A 16,244-nucleotide genomic window follows, 5' to 3' on the forward strand; every position below is an offset into this window, starting at 1 on the left:
CCACGGGCAGGATGGCCGGCCTGAGGTTCGCTTCGCCGAGAAGCCAGGCGTCACCTTCTACAGGTAGCCTGCACGCAGAGGCCCCAACCGGTAGGCCGGGTCGGCAGGTCGCCCACCATCACTAACTCGGCCAGGGAGGAGCACCCCCATGGTCAGCACGTTGCCCAGTAGGTCACTTGAGGTGTTCCAGGGCGCCGAAGGTCAGGTCCTCGTCGAGCTGCGTGCTGGAGTCTGGTTCGCGGTGTCCCAGGTGGTGGCGCTCGCCTGCGGCAAGGGGCCGGTGACCTTGGCCACCAGCGGGCCCGTCGACCTGCGCGCCTTCGACAAGATGCTTCAGGCGCTGCACCTGGTCAGCTCCGCCAACTTCCAGCCGGACATCGAGCCCCCGGACTTCAGCGGCCGGGTGGTGGAGGAGAAGTGCACCGCGGAGGTGTGGTGGCGCTCCGGGACGGTGCCTGGTCGCATCGTCACCATTTTCATCCTCTACGGCGAGAGCGCGGCCTGGTTGAGCTGGAACACCGGGACTGGGAGCAGCTCGCGCCACATCACGCAGGTCTTCAGCGGCATCGCCCGGGAAGACCTCCTGTAGGTGGATGGCGAGGATGACGGCCAGCTCGGCGTCCGCCTCGTCGTTACATGTCCTGGCCAGCCTAGTCGCCGTCTGGTGGGGGGACCGGGCGGGCAGTGGAGATGGGGGCCGGATTCAGACGGGGCCCAAGATTTCTGGCTGAGGGTGGGGGGCGGGGGCCAGATTTCGTGAAGGGGGTGGTCCGGGTGGGGCGAGGGCGAGATCGTCGATCCTAGGGGCAGCCAGGGGCCTTCCTGATCGAGTCTGTAAGGTGGCCGGGGAGGCAGACCCCTCACCAGGTTCCCAAGGCTGCGGGTACCTCTCTCCCCCTCCTAGCCGGCCCGATCGTTCTTGCCTTAGACCTCAGCGTGGGCGAACCCGGAGGTCAGGGAGCAGCCGGTGGGTGGACAAGCCACACGCCACGCTCTCGCCCGGTCATGTTCACCACCCACAGGCGCCGGAAGCTGGATGCGTCCATCAGGTCCCGCAGACGCTGCTCGAACTTCGGCATCCAGATGCTCTTCGGGTCCATGGTCTCGTCCCCGTACGCCAGCAGCTCGATCGGGAAGGGGGACTGGTACCTCTTCTCGACCAGCTTCACCCGGACCCTCTCCAAGGTGGGGTCCGCGAACCAGGTTCCGCCGGGTCCCTGCCCCTGGATCGCCTGAGCGGTCACTCGGGCGAGGTCCTCATCGACCAGGTCGACCAGCTCGAACGCCACCTGCTCGCCGTGGACGTACCGGCACAGGATGTCGGGCTCGGGTGGACGGCGGGACTCCACAGACCCGGGGACAACTGGCATGCCGGCCAGCTGGATGAACTCCAGGAATACATCCCGCTCGGCCTTGGCCTTGGACTCCTCGCTGGTCATGACGATGACCATCTCCCAGCCGGCTGACACCACGCTGGGGATCGGAGGCGGCGAGGAGGCCGGAGGAGGCTCCCGAACGGCCTCCCGGCCTACCTGACGACGCGCAACCTGACGTCGATGGCCTTGCCGTCGTTCTCGGCCAGGGCGGCCTCGGCGGCCTTCCGCTGAGTCCGGAGCTGGTCGAGGATGCCGAGCAGCCGGGCCTGGCTCTTCTCGATCTCGGCCCTGTACCTGGAGAGCTTCTTGGTCTCCGGCCCCTCCGGCACCACCGTCTCGGCGGAGATCTTCTTGCGGAGGTGGTCGAGGACCTGCTCCCCGCGCTTCACCATGGTGACGAGGGCGGCTTGGACATCATGGGCAGCGGTAGCGAGGGCGACCATGTTGTCCGACTTCGCCTTGCCGTCCTCGGCGGCCTCCTCCAGGCCGGTGATGGCCTCCTCGAGGTTCTTCACCAGCCGGCCATCGAGAGCCTCCACGTCGCGCACGATGCTGACGGTGCCCTTGGCGCCCAGGATGAACGGCTTGAGCGGGCCGATGTGGGTCGGGAAGGGCTTGAGCTCATCGGCGGCAACGGCGTGCTGGACAAGGACGTTCACGGCCGTCAGCGCGCCAAGGGCGCGGGAGTAGTCGTGGTGCTGCGGGGTCTTCCTCATGGCGTCCTCGACGAGCGAGAGGTGGTGGGCGTGTTCGAGCCGGAGCAGTCGCTGCTGGCGCCAGGCGAGGTCGGCGAGCTGGTAGACGACGTGGGCCTCGGCGGGCGAGGAGCAGGGCAGCGTGGCGAACCACCCGTCGGCGTGGCGGCGGTAGTCGGCGACGGCCTCGCCTGGCAGCACGAGCGCCACCGACCTGATGCCGTGGGACACCCGGTTGAGCGAGGCCCGAATCTTTCCCAGCTCGGTTCGCGGGCCTGTGGCGCGGGCAGGTGGGGTGGCGCCAGCGAGGATATCGGGCCGAGGGGGTGGGCCAGGGAGCATGTCTCGACTGTCATGGTTTCCTGGGCCTGTGGGTAGCGATTCCTAGAGGCAGTCATGGAGCCACGCGGTGTCCCAGTCGCCGGTGCCCAGGCGGCGCCTGAAGGGCGGCATGGAGTTGGGCCGGCTGGTCACCGACCCGCTCGACCGGGCCGAGATGGTGTCACCACCTGCGACGGCAACATGATGTTCACCAACGGTCATCTTGTTGTCGGATACGTGATGGCGAGCATCATGATCAGGATGAGCATCTGGAGGATGGACCTGTTCGCTCCCACAGGGCGGTACACGACCACCGCCACGACCCTCCACCGTGCGCGTCATCGTGCTCCCCCCTGGCCTACGGCCTCTCGACGGCACAATGCCGTCGAGATCGGGTGTCGCTCGCTGAGCGCCCAGCGGTGGTTCATGACGTTGGCCGAGTTCCTCCTTTGACCGCTCACAACCTGTTGGGGCAACAGGTGGCGCAACATGGGGCCGTACAGGAGCACCCATTCTCGACCCTTCAGGATGAGTTGGATCAGGTAGGGAGGAGTCAGGAGGTGTACAAGCAAGGCCTCCTCCCTGGTGCCGCTTACGGCCCCACTTCCTGCGTCTTACCTCAGGAATTCCCCTGGACGGTTCCCACTGGATGCCAAGATAAGCTCCAAGTCGGGCCGGTGTCTTCGTGACCCGCTCGGCGTTGCTGATGCCACCCTTCCATGCATTTCTGAGTGCTGCTCGGGTGAGGTTTGGCGGCAGCAGCGCGACAACATGGACGTGCGGGTCCTCGCGACGGTCGTCCGCCACCACCCAAACCGCGTCCGCGAGCCGACGCCACGGTCTTGACTGCTGGAGCAGGTCAAACTGCCGCCGCACGTCTCGCAGGAGGCGCTCTCGAGTTCCCGAGCATGCCGTCGTGAAGGTGTAGAGGTAGGTCCTGTACCCTGGCTGTCGTTCGGCCCGCACCATCGCCTCAACCGCTGCGACGAAGGTAGGGGCCTCATCGCACGGTGGTCGGAAGGCCCCCCGGGCATCAGCCGAGCGGATTCGTCTGGAGCCGAAGAGCCGGCGTCGTGGCGACCGCGCTGGCATCTACTTGCTCGCGACCCGCCGCGCGGCCATCCAGGCGGCCAACTCGACCTTCGAGAAGACCACGAGCCTCTTGCCGAGCCGGTAGTGCGGAATCTGCCGTCTGCACACCATCGACTGGAGCGTCGGGATTCCGAGCCCGGTCAGTGCCGACGCCCCGCCGTAGCGGAGCTTCTCCTCGTGCTGCTCATTGCTGGCGTCCACGGCGTTGTCGTCCATGCCGTGGTTCTACAGCCCGTCTACGAAGGCGACTCTGCAAGGTTAGGGGCTGGTTCTTGCAGCGGACGTCCTGCGAGGTCGATGGGGAGCGCGATGACCTCTCCGACCCTTGGCGCCTCCGACCCCAGACGCCCGAAGTCGGCGGCGTAGGCCGCGGGCGCCAGGTGGGCGTAGCGCATGGTCATCTTGATGTCCTTGTGGCCCAGGATCTTCTGGAGCTTGAAGACGTCGCCCGAGTTCATCACCCAGTGGCTGGCGAAGGTGTGGCGCAGGTCGTGGAAGACGATGTACCGGCCCGTCCGGGCGTTCTTCTGCACCCTGGGGAACTGGGCATCGTCCAGGACCCGATGGAAGATCTCCTGGAAGACCCGGGCCGACTCCTGGTGCATGGCGCCTCGCTCGTTCGGGAACACGAGCTGGCCGGGGCACTTGAGCCGCCAGCGGCGCAGCACCGGCAGGAGCACGTCGAGGATGGGGACGTAGCGGACGTCGCCGGCCTTGGTGGGGCCCTCGAAGGACCGCTGGACCGCGATGAGCCGGGTCTCGAAGTTCACGTCGTCCCAGCGGAGCCCGGCCAGCTCGCCGGCCCGCATCCCGGTGTAGACGGCGGTCGAGTAGAGGACCAGGGCGTTCTCCCCCTCCCCTTCCGCCGCGACCAGGAGGCGGCGGATCTCGTCCTTGGTGCGCAGGTAGGAGTAGTCGGAGTCGAAGAGCCTGAACTTTGGCTTCTTGATCCGCGGCATCCTGGCGATCCAGCGGAGCTCGTAGGCGAGGTTGAGCTGCGTGATGAGGAGCGTCAGGTGGTTGTTGATGGTCTTGATGCCGATCGGCTTGCGGTCGGCCGTCCCCGCCGTCTTCTCTGCGATGTACCTGTCGACGGCAGCCACCCCGATGTCGGCGAGCTTGAGCCCGCTCTCGGCAAAGAACGGCCGCAGGTGGGCCTTCATCATGCTGATGTCGTCCTCGCCGCTCCGCTTCTGGGGGACCTTGAACTCCTCCCAGTAGTTAGCCAGGTCGGCGTAGAGCTTGGTGGGGGGCGTCGGGTCCCGGAGGCCCCGCTTCACCTCGGTGACGCGGGCCTTCTCGAGGCTCAGGGCCTTGTCGGCGTCAGCGAAGAGTTCGAAGCTCTTCTTCCGCCGCTTCCCGAACTCGTCGGTGTAGCGGATCCACCATCCGGACTTCCCCTCGATGCGGAACGGCTTCGACATGACCTCGCCCTTGTAGGCCGGGCAAGGCGGCACTCTTCTGCAAGGTAGGACCTTCGGGTTTGCAGCGGGGCTGGGGGAGGCACGACTGGCCCCTACCTGGCCCCCTCAAAGGAAAACGCCCACCTAGCAGCGAGCTAAGTGGGCGTCCTTGTTGGTTGCGGGGCCAGGATTTGAACCTGGGACCTTCGGGTTATGAGCCCGACGAGCTACCTGGCTGCTCCACCCCGCGGCAGTGGAAAGGTTGAAACGGACGCGGGTTGTACCGGCTATGACCGGTCCGGTCAAGCCCTGTCTTGCCACAGGGCGCGCAGCCCGCCGGGCACCAGGAAGAGCGCGGCCACGGCCACCATGGTGGCGCCGGTGGGCGTCTCGGCGAACCAGGAGATCAGGTAGCCGCCGGCGGCGGCCGACACCCCGAAGGCCGCCGCCAGGGCGAAGGCGGCGCCGAGCCGGAGGCGCAGCAGCAGCGCCGCCGAGGCCGGCAGCGTCAGGAAGGCGAAGACCGGCAGCGCGCCCAGCGCCCGCGCCGAGGCCGGGATGGCCAGCCCCACGGTCACCGCCAGCGCCGCGTCCCACACCCAGGTGTGCAGCCCCATGGCGCGGGCCGTCTCGGGGTCGAAGGAGGCGAAGGTGATCTCCTTGCGGAAGGCCAGGTGCACCAGCCCGCACAGCAGCGCCACCGCCGCGATGATCCAGAGCTCCTCGTCGGGCACCGCCACCGCGTTGCCGAACACCATGCCGCCGAGGTCGTGCGCCGCGTGCACCAGGCGGGACACCCCCAGCACCACCAGCGCCGAGGCGGTGACCCAGGCGGCCCCCACCAGCGCCTCGGCCGGCAGCCGGCGCGGGCGGAGGGCGGCCAGCAGCACCGCCCCCACCACGGCGAACCCCATGGCCATGCCGAGCTGGTGGTGGGCGTGCTCGGCCTCGATGTGCAGCCGCTCCTCCAGGAACAGGCCGAACACCAGCCCCAGCGTGGAGATCTGGGTCAGCGCCGCCGACACGAAGACGGTGCGCCGCAGCACCACGTACACGCCCAGGAAGCCGAGCAGCGCGCCGGCCATCAGCGACGCCAGCAGCGGCGCCTGCCAGATCTCCCGCGCCGCCAGGAAGGGCCCGAGCCAGCTCACGGCCGCCCTCCCCCGCCCAGCTGGACCCAGGGCCGCCCGTCCACCCGGCGCACCGTGACGGCCTGGCCGTAGAGCGCCGTGAGCGGCTCGGGGCGCAGCATCTCCTCCAGCGGCCCCACCCGGAAGAGCCCCTGGTCCTTGTCCACGAACGCCAGCCTGCGCGCGTGGGCGGCCACGGCGTCGAGCCGGTGCGAGACCATCACCACCGCCAGCCCGCCGGCGGCGTGCAGGCCGTGCAGCACCTCCATGGTGGCCAGCTCGGCGGCGGGGTCCATGCCGTTGGTCGGCTCGTCCACCGCCAGCAGCTCGGGCTCGGCCGCCAGCGCCCGGGCGATGAGGGTGCGCTGCCGCTGCCCCCCGGAGAGCTCGCCGTACGGGCGCCCGGCCAGGTCGGCGATGCCGGCCCGCAGCAGCGCCGCGGCCACCGCCCGGTGGTCGGGTGGCCCGGCGCGCCGCAGCGGCCCCAGGCCGGGGGTCCGCCCCATCAGCACCACCTCGCCGGCCGTGAGCGGCCAGATGGCGTCCACCAGATCGCGCTGCGGCACGTAGCCCACCCGCACCGGGCGCGGCGCCTCGCGCCGCCCGGCCACGGGCGCCAGCATGCCGAGCAAGGTCTTCAAGATGGTGGTCTTGCCCCCGCCGTTGGGCCCCACCAGCGCCAGGAAGTCGCCGGGCGCCACGGCCAGCTCCACCCCGGAGAGGATGGCGCGGCGGCCGTGGCCGACCGAGGCGGCGCGCAGGGCGAGGAGGGGTGGGCTGGTCATGCTGGGGCTCCGGCGCCGGCCCGGCCGGCCCGGCGCCGGACGCTCACTGGAGCCCCGCCACGATACGACGAACCAGCAGCTCCACCCAGGCCTGGTAGGTGGTGGCCTCCGGGACCCCGCCCACGTCGCCGGGCAGCACCACCACCCTCGCCCCGGTCAGCCTGGCCACCTGCTCGGCGGAGCGGGTGTCGTAGTAGCCCTCCACCAGGATGGCCTTCACCCCCTCCCGCCGGGCCACCTCCACCAGGCGGGCCAGGTGGGCCGGCGGCGGGGGCGTGCCGGGGCGCGGCTCGAGCTCGCCGGCGCTGGCGAGTCCGGTCCAGTCGAAGAGGTAGCTCAGGGTCCGGTGGTGGGTCAGCACCTGGCGCCCGGCCAGCGGCGCCAGCTGGGCGCGCCAGCCGGCCAGGGCCTCGGTCACCTTGCGCGAGAAGGTGGCGGTGGCGTCGGCGTAGACCGCGGCCCCGGCCGGATCGAGCTCGGTGAGCTTGAGCGAGATGGCCTGGGCCACCTGCACGGCCCGGCGCGGGTCGGTGAGGAAGTGCGGGTTGCCGCCGGGGTGCAGGTCGCCGCGGCTCCGGTCCACCACGCCGGTTGGCACGTCCAGCACCGCCACGGCCGAGGCGGCGGTGAGGCGCCGCGCCCCGCCCGGCAGGATGGCGGCGTTGCGCGACTGGAGCACCAGCGGCGGGAGCCAGCCGACCTCGAGGTCCAGCCCCACGTCCACCAGCAGGTCGGCCGCCCGCAGCTTGACGGCCAGGATGGGGTTGGCGTCGACGAAGTGCGGGTCCTGCACCCCGCGGGAGAGGCTCTGCACCTCGAGGCGGTCGCCGCCGACCTCGCGGGCCAGGGCGGCCAGCCCCTCGGTGGTGGTGACCACCCGCAGCCTGGCGGTGGCGGGGGTGGGGAGCGCGAGCAGGGCGGCGGCCAGCGAGACGGAGCGCAGCAGCGACGTGAAGGTCATGGGCGTGGGTCCTGGGAGGAAGGGGTGGCGGGGCCTAGAACGGATGCGCCCCGTGCGCGCCGATGCCGAACTCGAGGTGGACCAGCGCCGCGAAGCCGGCCTGGTCGGCGGGGCGGCGCTCGTGGCTCACCTGCAGGCGCAGGCGCTGGAACTCGGAGAGGTACCAGGTGGCCAGGCCGGAGAGGCGCCGCTCGGTGCCGGGCGCGGTCTCACCGGCCGTCGGCGCCTGGTCGTACCGCAGCCCGAGCGCGCCCGCGGGGCCCACCCGCCAGACGGCCTGCCCGTAGGCGCCCCAGTCGGCCGCCCCGGCGTCGGGCACGCCCCGGAACCTGCGGGTGAAGAGCTCGCCCTGCAGCGTCACGGCGCTGCGCCCGGTGGGCGGGCGCCAGCGCAGGTACAGGTCGGCGCCGCCCAGGTCGCGGAACTGGCCCGCCCCCTCGTCGCGCCGCGCCGCCGAGAGGCCGACGCCCAGGGTGGTCTCCTCGGAGAGGGCGAAGAACTGGGCCAGCCGGACCAGGCCGGTGAGCCGCTCGGCATCGGCCTCGGTGGGCGCGGTGTCCTGCGCCGCCAGGTGCAGCTCGGCGAACCAGGGCAGCGGGGCCAGCCAGGCCAGGTCCACGCCAGGGCCTGCCAGCACCTCCTCGGCCAGGACGCGCCCGCGGGCCAGCGGGGCGTCCACGAAGTCCCAGGCGTGGGGGTGCTGCCCGTTCACCCTCCCCCACGGCGAGTACATGCGGCCGGCCTTCACCTGGAGGCCGGCCGGCAGCGAGGTGGTGGTGAGGAAGGCCTCCTCCACCGCCACCTCCCCTGGCGCGAAGGCGATGAAGACGCTGGCCCTGGCGTAGGGGTCGATGACGGCCTGCAGGCCGAGCTCCAGCTCCTCGAAGAGGAAGGCGGGCTTGTCCGCCGGGGCGTAGGGCCCGACGCGCGGGGACAGCGCCTCCACGTCGTGGTCGTTCCAGGCCGCCGCGAAGCTGGCGATGGCCGAGATGTCCGGCATGAGGAGCAGCCGGGCGTAGGGGTTGGCGCCGCCGGCCGGCGGCGCGGTCCAGGCCTCCTGGGCCCGGGCGGAGGGAGCTGCGAGGGCGAGGGAAAGGAGGCCCGCCACGGAGAGTGAACGCATGATGTGACACCTCGGCGCGCTGGGCGCGCCACGTCGGGTCGAGACTGGTGGAGCTGGCCTGGGACGTCCCGCGTCAGGCGCGGGGAGGCGACTGCCCGGGGATGGCGCCGAGCGGGGCGCCGGTCACCGGGGGCAGGCCGGGCGCGAGGACCACCGCCACGGCCGGCAGGGCGCTGGGCGCGAGGTCCGGGGTGGAGCTCCCGGCCGCCTCGGCGCCGCGCACACGGCGCACTCCTCGGTCCCGTGCGACGCCGAGTGCACGTGCGGCCCGAAGGCCGTGAGCACGAGGTGCAGCGCCAGGGTGGCGGCGAGGAGGAGACGCATGCGAGCGCCAGGAATGTGCGGACGGACGGGCCCTGCGTCAAGGCCAACTGCAGGCGTTGCGGCGGGTGGCCGCGCCGGAGGAGGCGGCGGCGCCCGGTCGGGCCGGGCGGGTGGCGCCTGCGGGCGCGCCCGCCGCTCAGGCCAGGATCTGCTGCAGCTTCATGGCCAGCGCCATGTCGCCCTGGATCTTCAGCTTGCCGGACATGAAGGCCATCTGCGGGTTGAGCTTGCCGTTGACCACGTTGAGGAAGTCGCCGTCGGTCATGGCCACGGTGCAGCGGGCCGCCGGCGAGGTGCCAGGGGCCACGGTGCCGCCGGCGGAGGCGGTGCAGTCCACCGACCAGGCGCCGCCGCTCGGGCCCGAGATGTTGAACTGGTAGACGGCGTTGATCTTGGCCACCACGTCGGGCTTGGCCTTGAGCCGCTCGGGCATGTGGCGCTCGAACACCTCCCTGACCGTCTGAACCGGATCGCCCATCGCAACCTCCCGTCAGTCCAGGCTGATTCCAGAATCAACCAAGACCGTACGAAGCGTCCGCGGCGCTGTCAAGGCGCGGGGCGATCCCCCCCCCCCTGCGGGGGCGCCCCGGTCGATGCCGGCGCCGGCGCCGCCTACTCCGCGTAGAAGGCGTCGAGCTGCTTCTTGTAGTTCTGCGTCACCACCTTGCGCTTCACCTTGAGCGTCGGGGTGAGCTCGCCCGACTCCTGGGTGAAGTCGCGCGGGACGATGACGAAGCGCTTGATGGAGGCGTAGCTGGCCTGGCGCCCGTTCAGCTCGCTGATGGCCTGCTGGATGCGGGCCACCACCTTGGGGTCCTGGTGCAGGGCGGCGCCAGGCGCCACCCCGTGCTCCTTGCCCCAGGCCCGCGTGGCCTCCTCGTTCAGGGTGACCAGCGCCGAGAGGAACTTGCGCTTGTCGCCGTGCACCATCACCTGCGAGATGAGCGGATCGGTCTTGAGCTCGTTCTCCAGGTTCTGGGGGGCCACGTTCTTGCCGCCGGCGGTGACGATGATGTCCTTCTTGCGGTCGGTGATGCGCAGGCAGCCGTCGGCGTCCACCTGGCCGATGTCGCCGGTGTAGAACCAGCCGTCGCGCAGCGCCTCGGCGGTGGCGGCCGGGTTGTTGTAGTAGGCCTTCATCACGCCCGGCCCCTTGATGAGGATCTCGCCGTCCTCGGCGATGCGCACCTCGGTGCCGGGCACCGGCGGCCCCACCGTGCCGATGCGGTTGTTGCCGGGCCGGTTGACGAAGGTGCCGGCGCTGGTCTCGGTCAGGCCATAGCCCTCCAGGATGGGCATGCCGACCTCGTTGAAGAACCAGCCGATCTTGGGCGAGAGCGGCGCGCCGCCGGAGACGAAGACCCGCATGCGCCCGCCGAACTTCTCGGAGAGCGCCGCCGCCAGCTTGGGGAAGACCAGCTTGCGGCCCAGGAGGAAGCCCAGGCTGACCTGCTCCTTGCCCAGGTCCTTGGCCGCCACCCAGGCGTTGAACCCCTCCAGCGCCGCCTTGAAGAGCTTGCCCTTCAGCCCGGGGGTGGCCAGGCCCTTGGCCACCACCGCGTCGAAGGCCTTCTCGAAGATGCGCGGCACGGCCGGCAGCACGGTGGGCTTCACCTCGCCGGCGTTCTCGATGATCTTCTCCATCGACTCGACGAAGGCGCCGGTGGCGCCGGTGGAGAACCAGACGGCCTCGATCACCTTGGCGAACGAGTGCGCCATGGGCAGGAACATCAGGATGGTGTCGTCGCCGCGCACCACCTGCAGCTCGGCCACCGCGGTGGCCTCGTAGGTCCAGTTGCCGTGGGTCAGCACCACGCCCTTGGGGTTGCCGGTGGTGCCGGACGTGTAGATGAAGCTGGCGGCGTCCTCGAGGCCGATGCCGGCCAGCCGCTCGGCGTGCGCCCCGGGGTGGCCGGCGCGCCAGGCCGCACCGGCCGCCTCCAGGTCGGCCAGGGTGCGCTCGAAGGGATCGGCGGCGGCGCCCCAGGCGCGGATGATGCCCTCCAGCCCCGGCAGCTGCCCGCGCACCTCGCGGACCTTGGCCACCTGGGCGGCGCTGTCGCAGAAGACGTAGCGCGCCCCCGAGTCCTGCAGGATGAAGGCGCACTCGTGCGCCTTGTTCGACTGGTAGATGGTGACGGTGATGCCGCCGGCGCCCAGGATGCCCAGGTCGGCCAGGATCCACTCGATGTTGGTGTCGCCCAGGATGGCCACCCGGTCGCCGCGCTGCAGCCCGAGCGCCGCCAGCCCGTCGGCCACGTCGCGGGTGCGCCTGGCCATGTCGGTCCAGGAGACGTCCTGCCAGCGGCCGTCGCGCTTGTGCTTCACCGCGGGCTGGGCGCCGCGCGTCTTCGCCTGGGCCTCGAACAGCGAGACGAGGTTCTTCGCCATGGTCACTCCCGGTCGTCGTTGCCTGCTGCGGTCAGGTGCTCACCCGGCGCGCCGCGGCTGGCCCGCGCCGGGCCCTCGGTTCACTTCTTCTTGGTGCCCAGGCCAGCCAGGCCGGCGCGCGCCACGTCCTGCCAGCGCCGCTCCTCCGGGGCGTCGTACTGCCCCGGCGGCTTGGCCAGCGCCGCCAGGTACTCCTCGCGGGCCGCCGCGACCCTGTTCTCGTCCAGGTAGAGCTCCGCCAGGTAGACGCGGGCCCGCACGTTGTCCGGGTTCTCCAGCAGGGCCGAGCGGAGCATCCGCTCCGACTTGCCGGCGTCGTGCTTGGGCCAGGGGAGCTTGAAGTAGAAGCGGGCCCAGGCCACCGGGATGGCGCCGCGCTGGAAGCCGGCGTCCCGCCGCTCGGCCTGCTGCAGGCGGTCGCGGAACTTGCCCTCGATGCCCTGCGCCAGCGCCGAGAGGATGCCGATGCCGAGCGAGTAGTTGCCCATGCCGCTCACCGCGTAGAACCACGGCTCCACCGGCGCCGGGTCGATGGCGATGGCCCGCTCGGCCAGCTCCCAGGCCCGCTTGCCGAGCTCGCTCTTCTTCTTGTCGGGGATGGCCGGGTCCTCCGACCGCCAGGCCTCGAGGCGCGCCAGGCGCCACAGGGCGCCGGCGTCGGCGGGGGCCAGCTTCAGGGCCGCCTCGAGCGCCTGGCGCGAGGCCTCCAGCGCGGCCGGCTGGTCGCGCTCGGCGTAGCCCTGGTCGGCGCGGGCCAGCAGGGCCGGCAGCGTGTCGGCCGGCGCGGCGGCGGCTGGCTGCGGCGGCGCGAGGCCCGCCTGCGGGGGCGCCGGCGGCGCCTCGGCGGCGGGTTCGGCGGCCAGCGCGAGGGAGACGAGCAGCAGCTGGAGGGTCACGGTCCGTAACATGGCGCGGAACCGCGCCGCTGGCAGCGCCCTAGGCAGGGCAGGCCGCCGAAATCGGCTGACGCACCGCGGCGAGGGCCGACGCGCCTCCCCCTTCGGAGGCGGCTAGGGGGTGCCGCTGCCGCAGAGGCAGGTGCCGCGGCTGCCACCAGCCCCGGCCACGTAGCCGTCGCAGGTCCAGTCGGCCAGCTCGCCACCCAGGGAGGCCTGGCAGTCGAGGGTGGAGGCGCAGCCCGCGGCCGGCACCAGCCCGAGGTAGTCGGCCGAGTAGGTCTCGCCCGGGTTGGCCTCGCAGGAGCGCGTCGCCCGGTTCAGGTACACGAAGCGGGTCGGCCCGGTCGGCGTCCGGTTGGTGTCGTCACCGCCGGTGAACCACCAGTCGTAGCTGGCGGCCTCGGCCTGGGCCACCGTCATGGTGGCGGGCGCCGGGCCGAAGCAGGTCTTGCGGGTCTTCCCGTCCGGGCCGGCGATGCGCAGGATGGTGAGCTGGGCGGTGGCCGGCTGGGTGGGGAGCTGCAGGCCGGCCGGCTGCTTCACCACCTCGGCCACCCGCTCCAGGATGGAGGAGAAGCCGGGCTTGGCCGGCGTCCCGGGGTTGCAGACCGAGCCGCCCACCGTGTCGGCGCCGCGCCCGCGCAGCAGCGCGGAGAGGTCCAGGAAGCGGTAGCCGGCCCCCTGCCCGCCGCACAGCCCGGCCACCGTGCAGACGTTGGCGTTGCCGGTGCAGGCGGTGTCGCAGCAGATGTCGGCCTGGCACGACTGGTCCTCGCAGGTCTCGGCGCGGGCCGAGACGATGAAGGCGCCGGCCACCGGGCGGCCCAGGCCGGTGAGGAAGTCGGCGTACTCCTGCAGCTTGAAGCGGCGCTGCTGCTCGGGCGGCAGCGCGCCGTCCGACTCGCAGGCGTCGTTGCCGGTGACGGAGAAGATGACGCCGCGGCTGGCGTCCTCGGGGCCCGAGCAGTCGTCCTCGTCGCCCACGAAGACCACCACCAGCTTCGACTTGTCGTGCGGCCACTCGGCCGGCAGCACGTCGGCGGGCTGCGACTGGCCGCCCTGGCCGAGCGCCTTCTGGATGGCGCGGCGGGCCGCCTCCAGCCCCTGCTCCTGGCCCGAGCCGCAGGTGCCCACCGCCACGTTCTGGCCGAACTGGCTGACCAGCGCCTGCAGCGCCAGGTCCTGCGGGCCGCCGGGCAGCACCGGCCCGCAGCCGGTGGCCGGCGGCGCCAGGGGCGGGCAGAAGAGCGCCTTCTCGAAGTGCAGCACGCGCGGGTTGGCGCCCTTGCGCACGAAGTCGCCGCGCGGGTAGAGGCCGCCCTCGCTGCCCACGCCCAGGGTGCAGGTGGCGTCGCGCCAGGGGATGCCGTCGGCGGTGCAGCAGGCGCTGGTGCCGCCCAGGCCCAGGCAGGTGGTGCGGCAGGCGTAGCCGGCGGGCGCCGGGTTGGGGGCGGCCGGGTCCGGGCCGACGGCGCAGCTGGTGGCGCCGGCGCAGAGCCGCGCGCTGCGCGGCACCACGTAGCGGCTCTGCAGCAGGCCGCAGGGCTGGTCGAGGGCGGGGCAGGCCTGCGCCACCCGCTCCGGCACCCCGTTGGGGACGTCGGCGCAGCAGGTCTTCTCCCCGGAGCGGCCCTGGCAGTCGGTGCGGCAGCCGTTGCCGGCCCGGCAGTCGGTCGGCGCGGCGCAGGCCTTGGGGATGGTGAGCGGCTGGCTGGTGGTGGCGTCGCAGCAGACCTGCTGCCCCTCCGCCCCGGCGCAGTTGGCCTTGCAGGTGGCGGTGGTGGGGGCGTTCAGGAAGACCGAGGTGGTGGTGACCGCCACGTGGAAGTCGATGGGCTCCAGCTGCGAGGCCACCCGCAGCTGGTTGCCCTCCTTCAGCTTGGTGACGAAGGCGGCGAAGCTGTCCCGCAGCTTCTGCTGCTCGCCGCCCATCGAGCCGGAGTCGTCCACCACGAAGAGGATGTCGGCGGTGGAGATGTCCGAGAGCGTCACCCGCTCGGTGCCCGGCTGGATGAGGCAGTACCTCACCGGGCTGAAGTTGTAGTCCTGGCAGGCCGCCAGCCCGGAGGCGAGGGCCAGGACCAGCGCCAGCGAGGCGGTGCGGCGGGTGCGGCGCGTCATCGAAGACCTCCGGAGGCCGACATCTTAGCCACGAAGCGTCCGTCGGTGAAACGTGGGGGTGGGTCTCACTCCCACTCGATGGTGGCCGGCGGCTTGGAGGAGATGTCGTACACGCAGCGGTTGATGCCACGGACCTCGTTGATGATGCGCGAGGACATGCGCCCCAGCAGGTCGTAGGGGAGCCGGGCCCAGTCGCCGGTCATCCCGTCGGTGGACTCGATGGCGCGGATGGCGCAGGTGGCCTCGTAGGTCCGCTCGTCGCCCATGACGCCCACCGAGCGGACCGGCAGGAGCACCGCGAAGGCCTGCCAGAGCTTGTCGTAGAGGCCGGCCTTGAGGACCTCCTCCTGCACCACCACGTCGGCCTTGCGCAGCACGGCCAGCTTCTCCTCGGTGACCTCGCCGAGCACCCGGATGGCCAGGCCCGGCCCGGGGAAGGGCTGGCGCTGCACGATGTGCGGCGGCAGGCCCAGCTCCAGCCCGAGCCGGCGCACCTCGTCCTTGAAGAGCTCCCGCAGCGGCTCCACCAGCGCCAGCTTCATCTTCTCCGGCAGGCCGCCCACGTTGTGGTGGCTCTTGATGGTGGCCGAGGGGCCCTTGAAGCTGACCGACTCGATGACGTCCGGGTAGAGGGTGCCCTGCACCAGGAACTGGGCGCGGGTGCCGTGGGCGGCCAGCCGCTCCACCTCCTCCTCGAACACCGCGATGAACTCGCGCCCGATGATCTTGCGCTTCTGCTCCGGGTCGGTGACCCCGGCCAGCCCGTCGAGGAACCGCCTGGTGGCGTCCACCGTCACCAGCGGCAGGTGGAACATCTCCCCGAAGACCTCCTCCACCTGGGCCCGCTCGCCCTGCCGCAGCACCCCGTTGTCGACGAAGATGCAGCGCAGCCGGTCCCCCACGGCCCGGTGCACCAGCAGCGCCGCCACCGCCGAGTCGACCCCGCCGGAGAGGGCGCAGATGACCGTGCCGTCCTTCACCTGGGCGCGGATCTGCTCGATGGCCACGTCCACGTAGCCGCGCATCGACCAGGTGCCGGCGCAGCCGCAGACGTGGTGGGCGAAGTTCCAGAGCAGGTCCTTGCCCTGCGGGGTGTGGACCACCTCGGGGTGGAACTGCACCGCGAAGAAGCGGCGCGCCCGGTCCTCCACCGCGGCGAAGGGGGCGCTCGGGGTGGAGGCCACCGGCTCGAAGCCGGGCGGGATGGCCTCGACGCCGTCGCCGTGGGACATCCAGACGTCGATGCGGTCGGGCAGGCCGGCGAAGAGGGCCGAGGTGTGCTTCACGTCCACCGTGGCCGGACCGAACTCGCGGTGGTGGCTCTGGCCGACCCGCCCGCCCAGGGTGTGGGCCATGAGCTGGAGGCCGTAGCAGATCCCCAGCACCGGCACGCCCAGCTCGAAGACCACCGGGTCGGGGCGCGGGCTGCCCTCGGCCAGCACCGAGGCCGGCCCGCCGGAGAGGACCACGCCCCGCGCCCCGTAGGCCCGGATGGCCTCGGCCTTCACCGTGCAGGGGTGGATCTCGCAGTAGACGCCCAGCTCGCGCAGGCGGCGGGCGATGAGCTGCGTGTACTGCGAGCCGAAGTCGAGGATCAGGATCTTGTCGCTGTGGATGTCCATG

The 16,244-nt window shown here is 71.8% G+C and carries 14 protein-coding genes, 1 tRNA gene and 1 pseudogene; 1 reads left to right on the forward strand and 15 read right to left on the reverse strand.

The window, feature by feature from the left end:
* Positions 1-148 precede the first annotated feature (148 nt).
* On the forward strand, positions 149-589 hold the full coding sequence (locus tag IPO09_20655) for a hypothetical protein (GenBank protein MBK9519689.1): 441 nt from the start codon (positions 149-151) through the stop codon (positions 587-589).
* 364 nt (positions 590-953) lie between these two features.
* On the opposite strand, the gene IPO09_20660 is transcribed toward IPO09_20655, so the two are convergent.
* The 15 genes and pseudogenes from IPO09_20660 to guaA form a co-directional block, all read right to left on the reverse strand.
* On the reverse strand, positions 954-1,439 hold the full coding sequence (locus IPO09_20660) for a hypothetical protein (GenBank protein MBK9519690.1): 486 nt from the start codon (positions 1,437-1,439) through the stop codon (positions 954-956).
* Positions 1,440-1,528: 89 nt separating this feature from the next.
* Entirely contained in the window at positions 1,529-2,281 is a 753-nt protein-coding gene (locus IPO09_20665) for a hypothetical protein (GenBank protein ID MBK9519691.1), read from the reverse strand.
* 1,203 nt (positions 2,282-3,484) lie between these two features.
* Complete coding sequence (locus IPO09_20670) at positions 3,485-3,700, reverse strand: helix-turn-helix domain-containing protein (protein ID MBK9519692.1); 216 nt, start codon at positions 3,698-3,700, stop codon at positions 3,485-3,487.
* Positions 3,701-3,720: 20 nt separating this feature from the next.
* On the reverse strand, positions 3,721-4,908 hold the full coding sequence (locus IPO09_20675; protein MBK9519693.1) for a site-specific integrase: 1,188 nt from the start codon (positions 4,906-4,908) through the stop codon (positions 3,721-3,723).
* A gap of 152 nt (positions 4,909-5,060) precedes the next feature.
* Positions 5,061-5,137, reverse strand: a tRNA-Met gene (locus IPO09_20680).
* Positions 5,138-5,189: 52 nt separating this feature from the next.
* Positions 5,190-6,038 (reverse strand): metal ABC transporter permease, encoded by an 849-nt coding sequence (locus tag IPO09_20685; GenBank protein ID MBK9519694.1) that lies wholly within the window; start codon positions 6,036-6,038, stop codon positions 5,190-5,192.
* Positions 6,035-6,802, reverse strand: a complete 768-nt coding sequence (locus IPO09_20690; protein MBK9519695.1) for a metal ABC transporter ATP-binding protein — start codon at positions 6,800-6,802, stop codon at positions 6,035-6,037. Before IPO09_20690 ends, IPO09_20685 begins: the two co-directional genes overlap by 4 nt.
* Before the next feature lie 43 nt (positions 6,803-6,845).
* Entirely contained in the window at positions 6,846-7,763 is a 918-nt protein-coding gene (locus IPO09_20695; GenBank protein ID MBK9519696.1) for a zinc ABC transporter substrate-binding protein, read from the reverse strand.
* Between the two features lie 34 nt (positions 7,764-7,797).
* A complete protein-coding gene (locus tag IPO09_20700; protein ID MBK9519697.1) occupies positions 7,798-8,886 on the reverse strand; it encodes a hypothetical protein in 1,089 nt (362 codons plus the stop codon).
* A gap of 73 nt (positions 8,887-8,959) precedes the next feature.
* A pseudogene (locus tag IPO09_20705) lies at positions 8,960-9,210 on the reverse strand (hypothetical protein).
* A gap of 136 nt (positions 9,211-9,346) precedes the next feature.
* Complete coding sequence (locus IPO09_20710; GenBank protein ID MBK9519698.1) at positions 9,347-9,688, reverse strand: SCP2 sterol-binding domain-containing protein; 342 nt, start codon at positions 9,686-9,688, stop codon at positions 9,347-9,349.
* A 134-nt stretch (positions 9,689-9,822) separates the two neighbouring features.
* On the reverse strand, positions 9,823-11,601 hold the full coding sequence (locus IPO09_20715; protein ID MBK9519699.1) for a long-chain fatty acid--CoA ligase: 1,779 nt from the start codon (positions 11,599-11,601) through the stop codon (positions 9,823-9,825).
* Between the two features lie 80 nt (positions 11,602-11,681).
* Positions 11,682-12,482 carry a tetratricopeptide repeat protein gene (locus IPO09_20720; protein MBK9519700.1) on the reverse strand — a complete coding sequence of 267 codons (801 nt, stop codon included), beginning with the start codon at positions 12,480-12,482 and terminating at the stop codon, positions 11,682-11,684.
* 129 nt (positions 12,483-12,611) lie between these two features.
* Positions 12,612-14,621, reverse strand: a complete 2,010-nt coding sequence (locus tag IPO09_20725) for a VWA domain-containing protein (protein ID MBK9519701.1) — start codon at positions 14,619-14,621, stop codon at positions 12,612-12,614.
* A gap of 65 nt (positions 14,622-14,686) precedes the next feature.
* Complete coding sequence (gene guaA / locus IPO09_20730; GenBank protein ID MBK9519702.1) at positions 14,687-16,243, reverse strand: glutamine-hydrolyzing GMP synthase; 1,557 nt, start codon at positions 16,241-16,243, stop codon at positions 14,687-14,689.
* Between the last annotated feature and the right edge of the window lies 1 nt (position 16,244).

It is taken from the genome of Anaeromyxobacter sp. (genome assembly GCA_016718565.1).
Classification (GTDB): Bacteria; Myxococcota; Myxococcia; order Myxococcales; family Anaeromyxobacteraceae; genus JADKCZ01.

What these genes read in the sequence shown, in the direction of transcription:
- IPO09_20725 (MBK9519701.1), bottom strand. Translation starts at nt 14,621, where the DNA reads ATGACGCGCCGCACCCGCCGCACCGCCTCGCTGGCGCTGGTCCTGGCC.
- IPO09_20675 (MBK9519693.1), bottom strand. Translation starts at nt 4,908, where the DNA reads ATGTCGAAGCCGTTCCGCATCGAGGGGAAGTCCGGATGGTGGATCCGC.
- IPO09_20690 (MBK9519695.1), bottom strand. Translation starts at nt 6,802, where the DNA reads ATGACCAGCCCACCCCTCCTCGCCCTGCGCGCCGCCTCGGTCGGCCAC.
- IPO09_20695 (MBK9519696.1), bottom strand. Translation starts at nt 7,763, where the DNA reads ATGACCTTCACGTCGCTGCTGCGCTCCGTCTCGCTGGCCGCCGCCCTG.
- IPO09_20710 (MBK9519698.1), bottom strand. Translation starts at nt 9,688, where the DNA reads ATGGGCGATCCGGTTCAGACGGTCAGGGAGGTGTTCGAGCGCCACATG.
- IPO09_20655 (MBK9519689.1), top strand. Translation starts at nt 149, where the DNA reads ATGGTCAGCACGTTGCCCAGTAGGTCACTTGAGGTGTTCCAGGGCGCC.
- IPO09_20670 (MBK9519692.1), bottom strand. Translation starts at nt 3,700, where the DNA reads ATGGACGACAACGCCGTGGACGCCAGCAATGAGCAGCACGAGGAGAAG.
- IPO09_20660 (MBK9519690.1), bottom strand. Translation starts at nt 1,439, where the DNA reads ATGACCAGCGAGGAGTCCAAGGCCAAGGCCGAGCGGGATGTATTCCTG.
- IPO09_20700 (MBK9519697.1), bottom strand. Translation starts at nt 8,886, where the DNA reads ATGCGTTCACTCTCCGTGGCGGGCCTCCTTTCCCTCGCCCTCGCAGCT.
- guaA (MBK9519702.1), bottom strand. Translation starts at nt 16,243, where the DNA reads ATGGACATCCACAGCGACAAGATCCTGATCCTCGACTTCGGCTCGCAG.
- IPO09_20715 (MBK9519699.1), bottom strand. Translation starts at nt 11,601, where the DNA reads ATGGCGAAGAACCTCGTCTCGCTGTTCGAGGCCCAGGCGAAGACGCGC.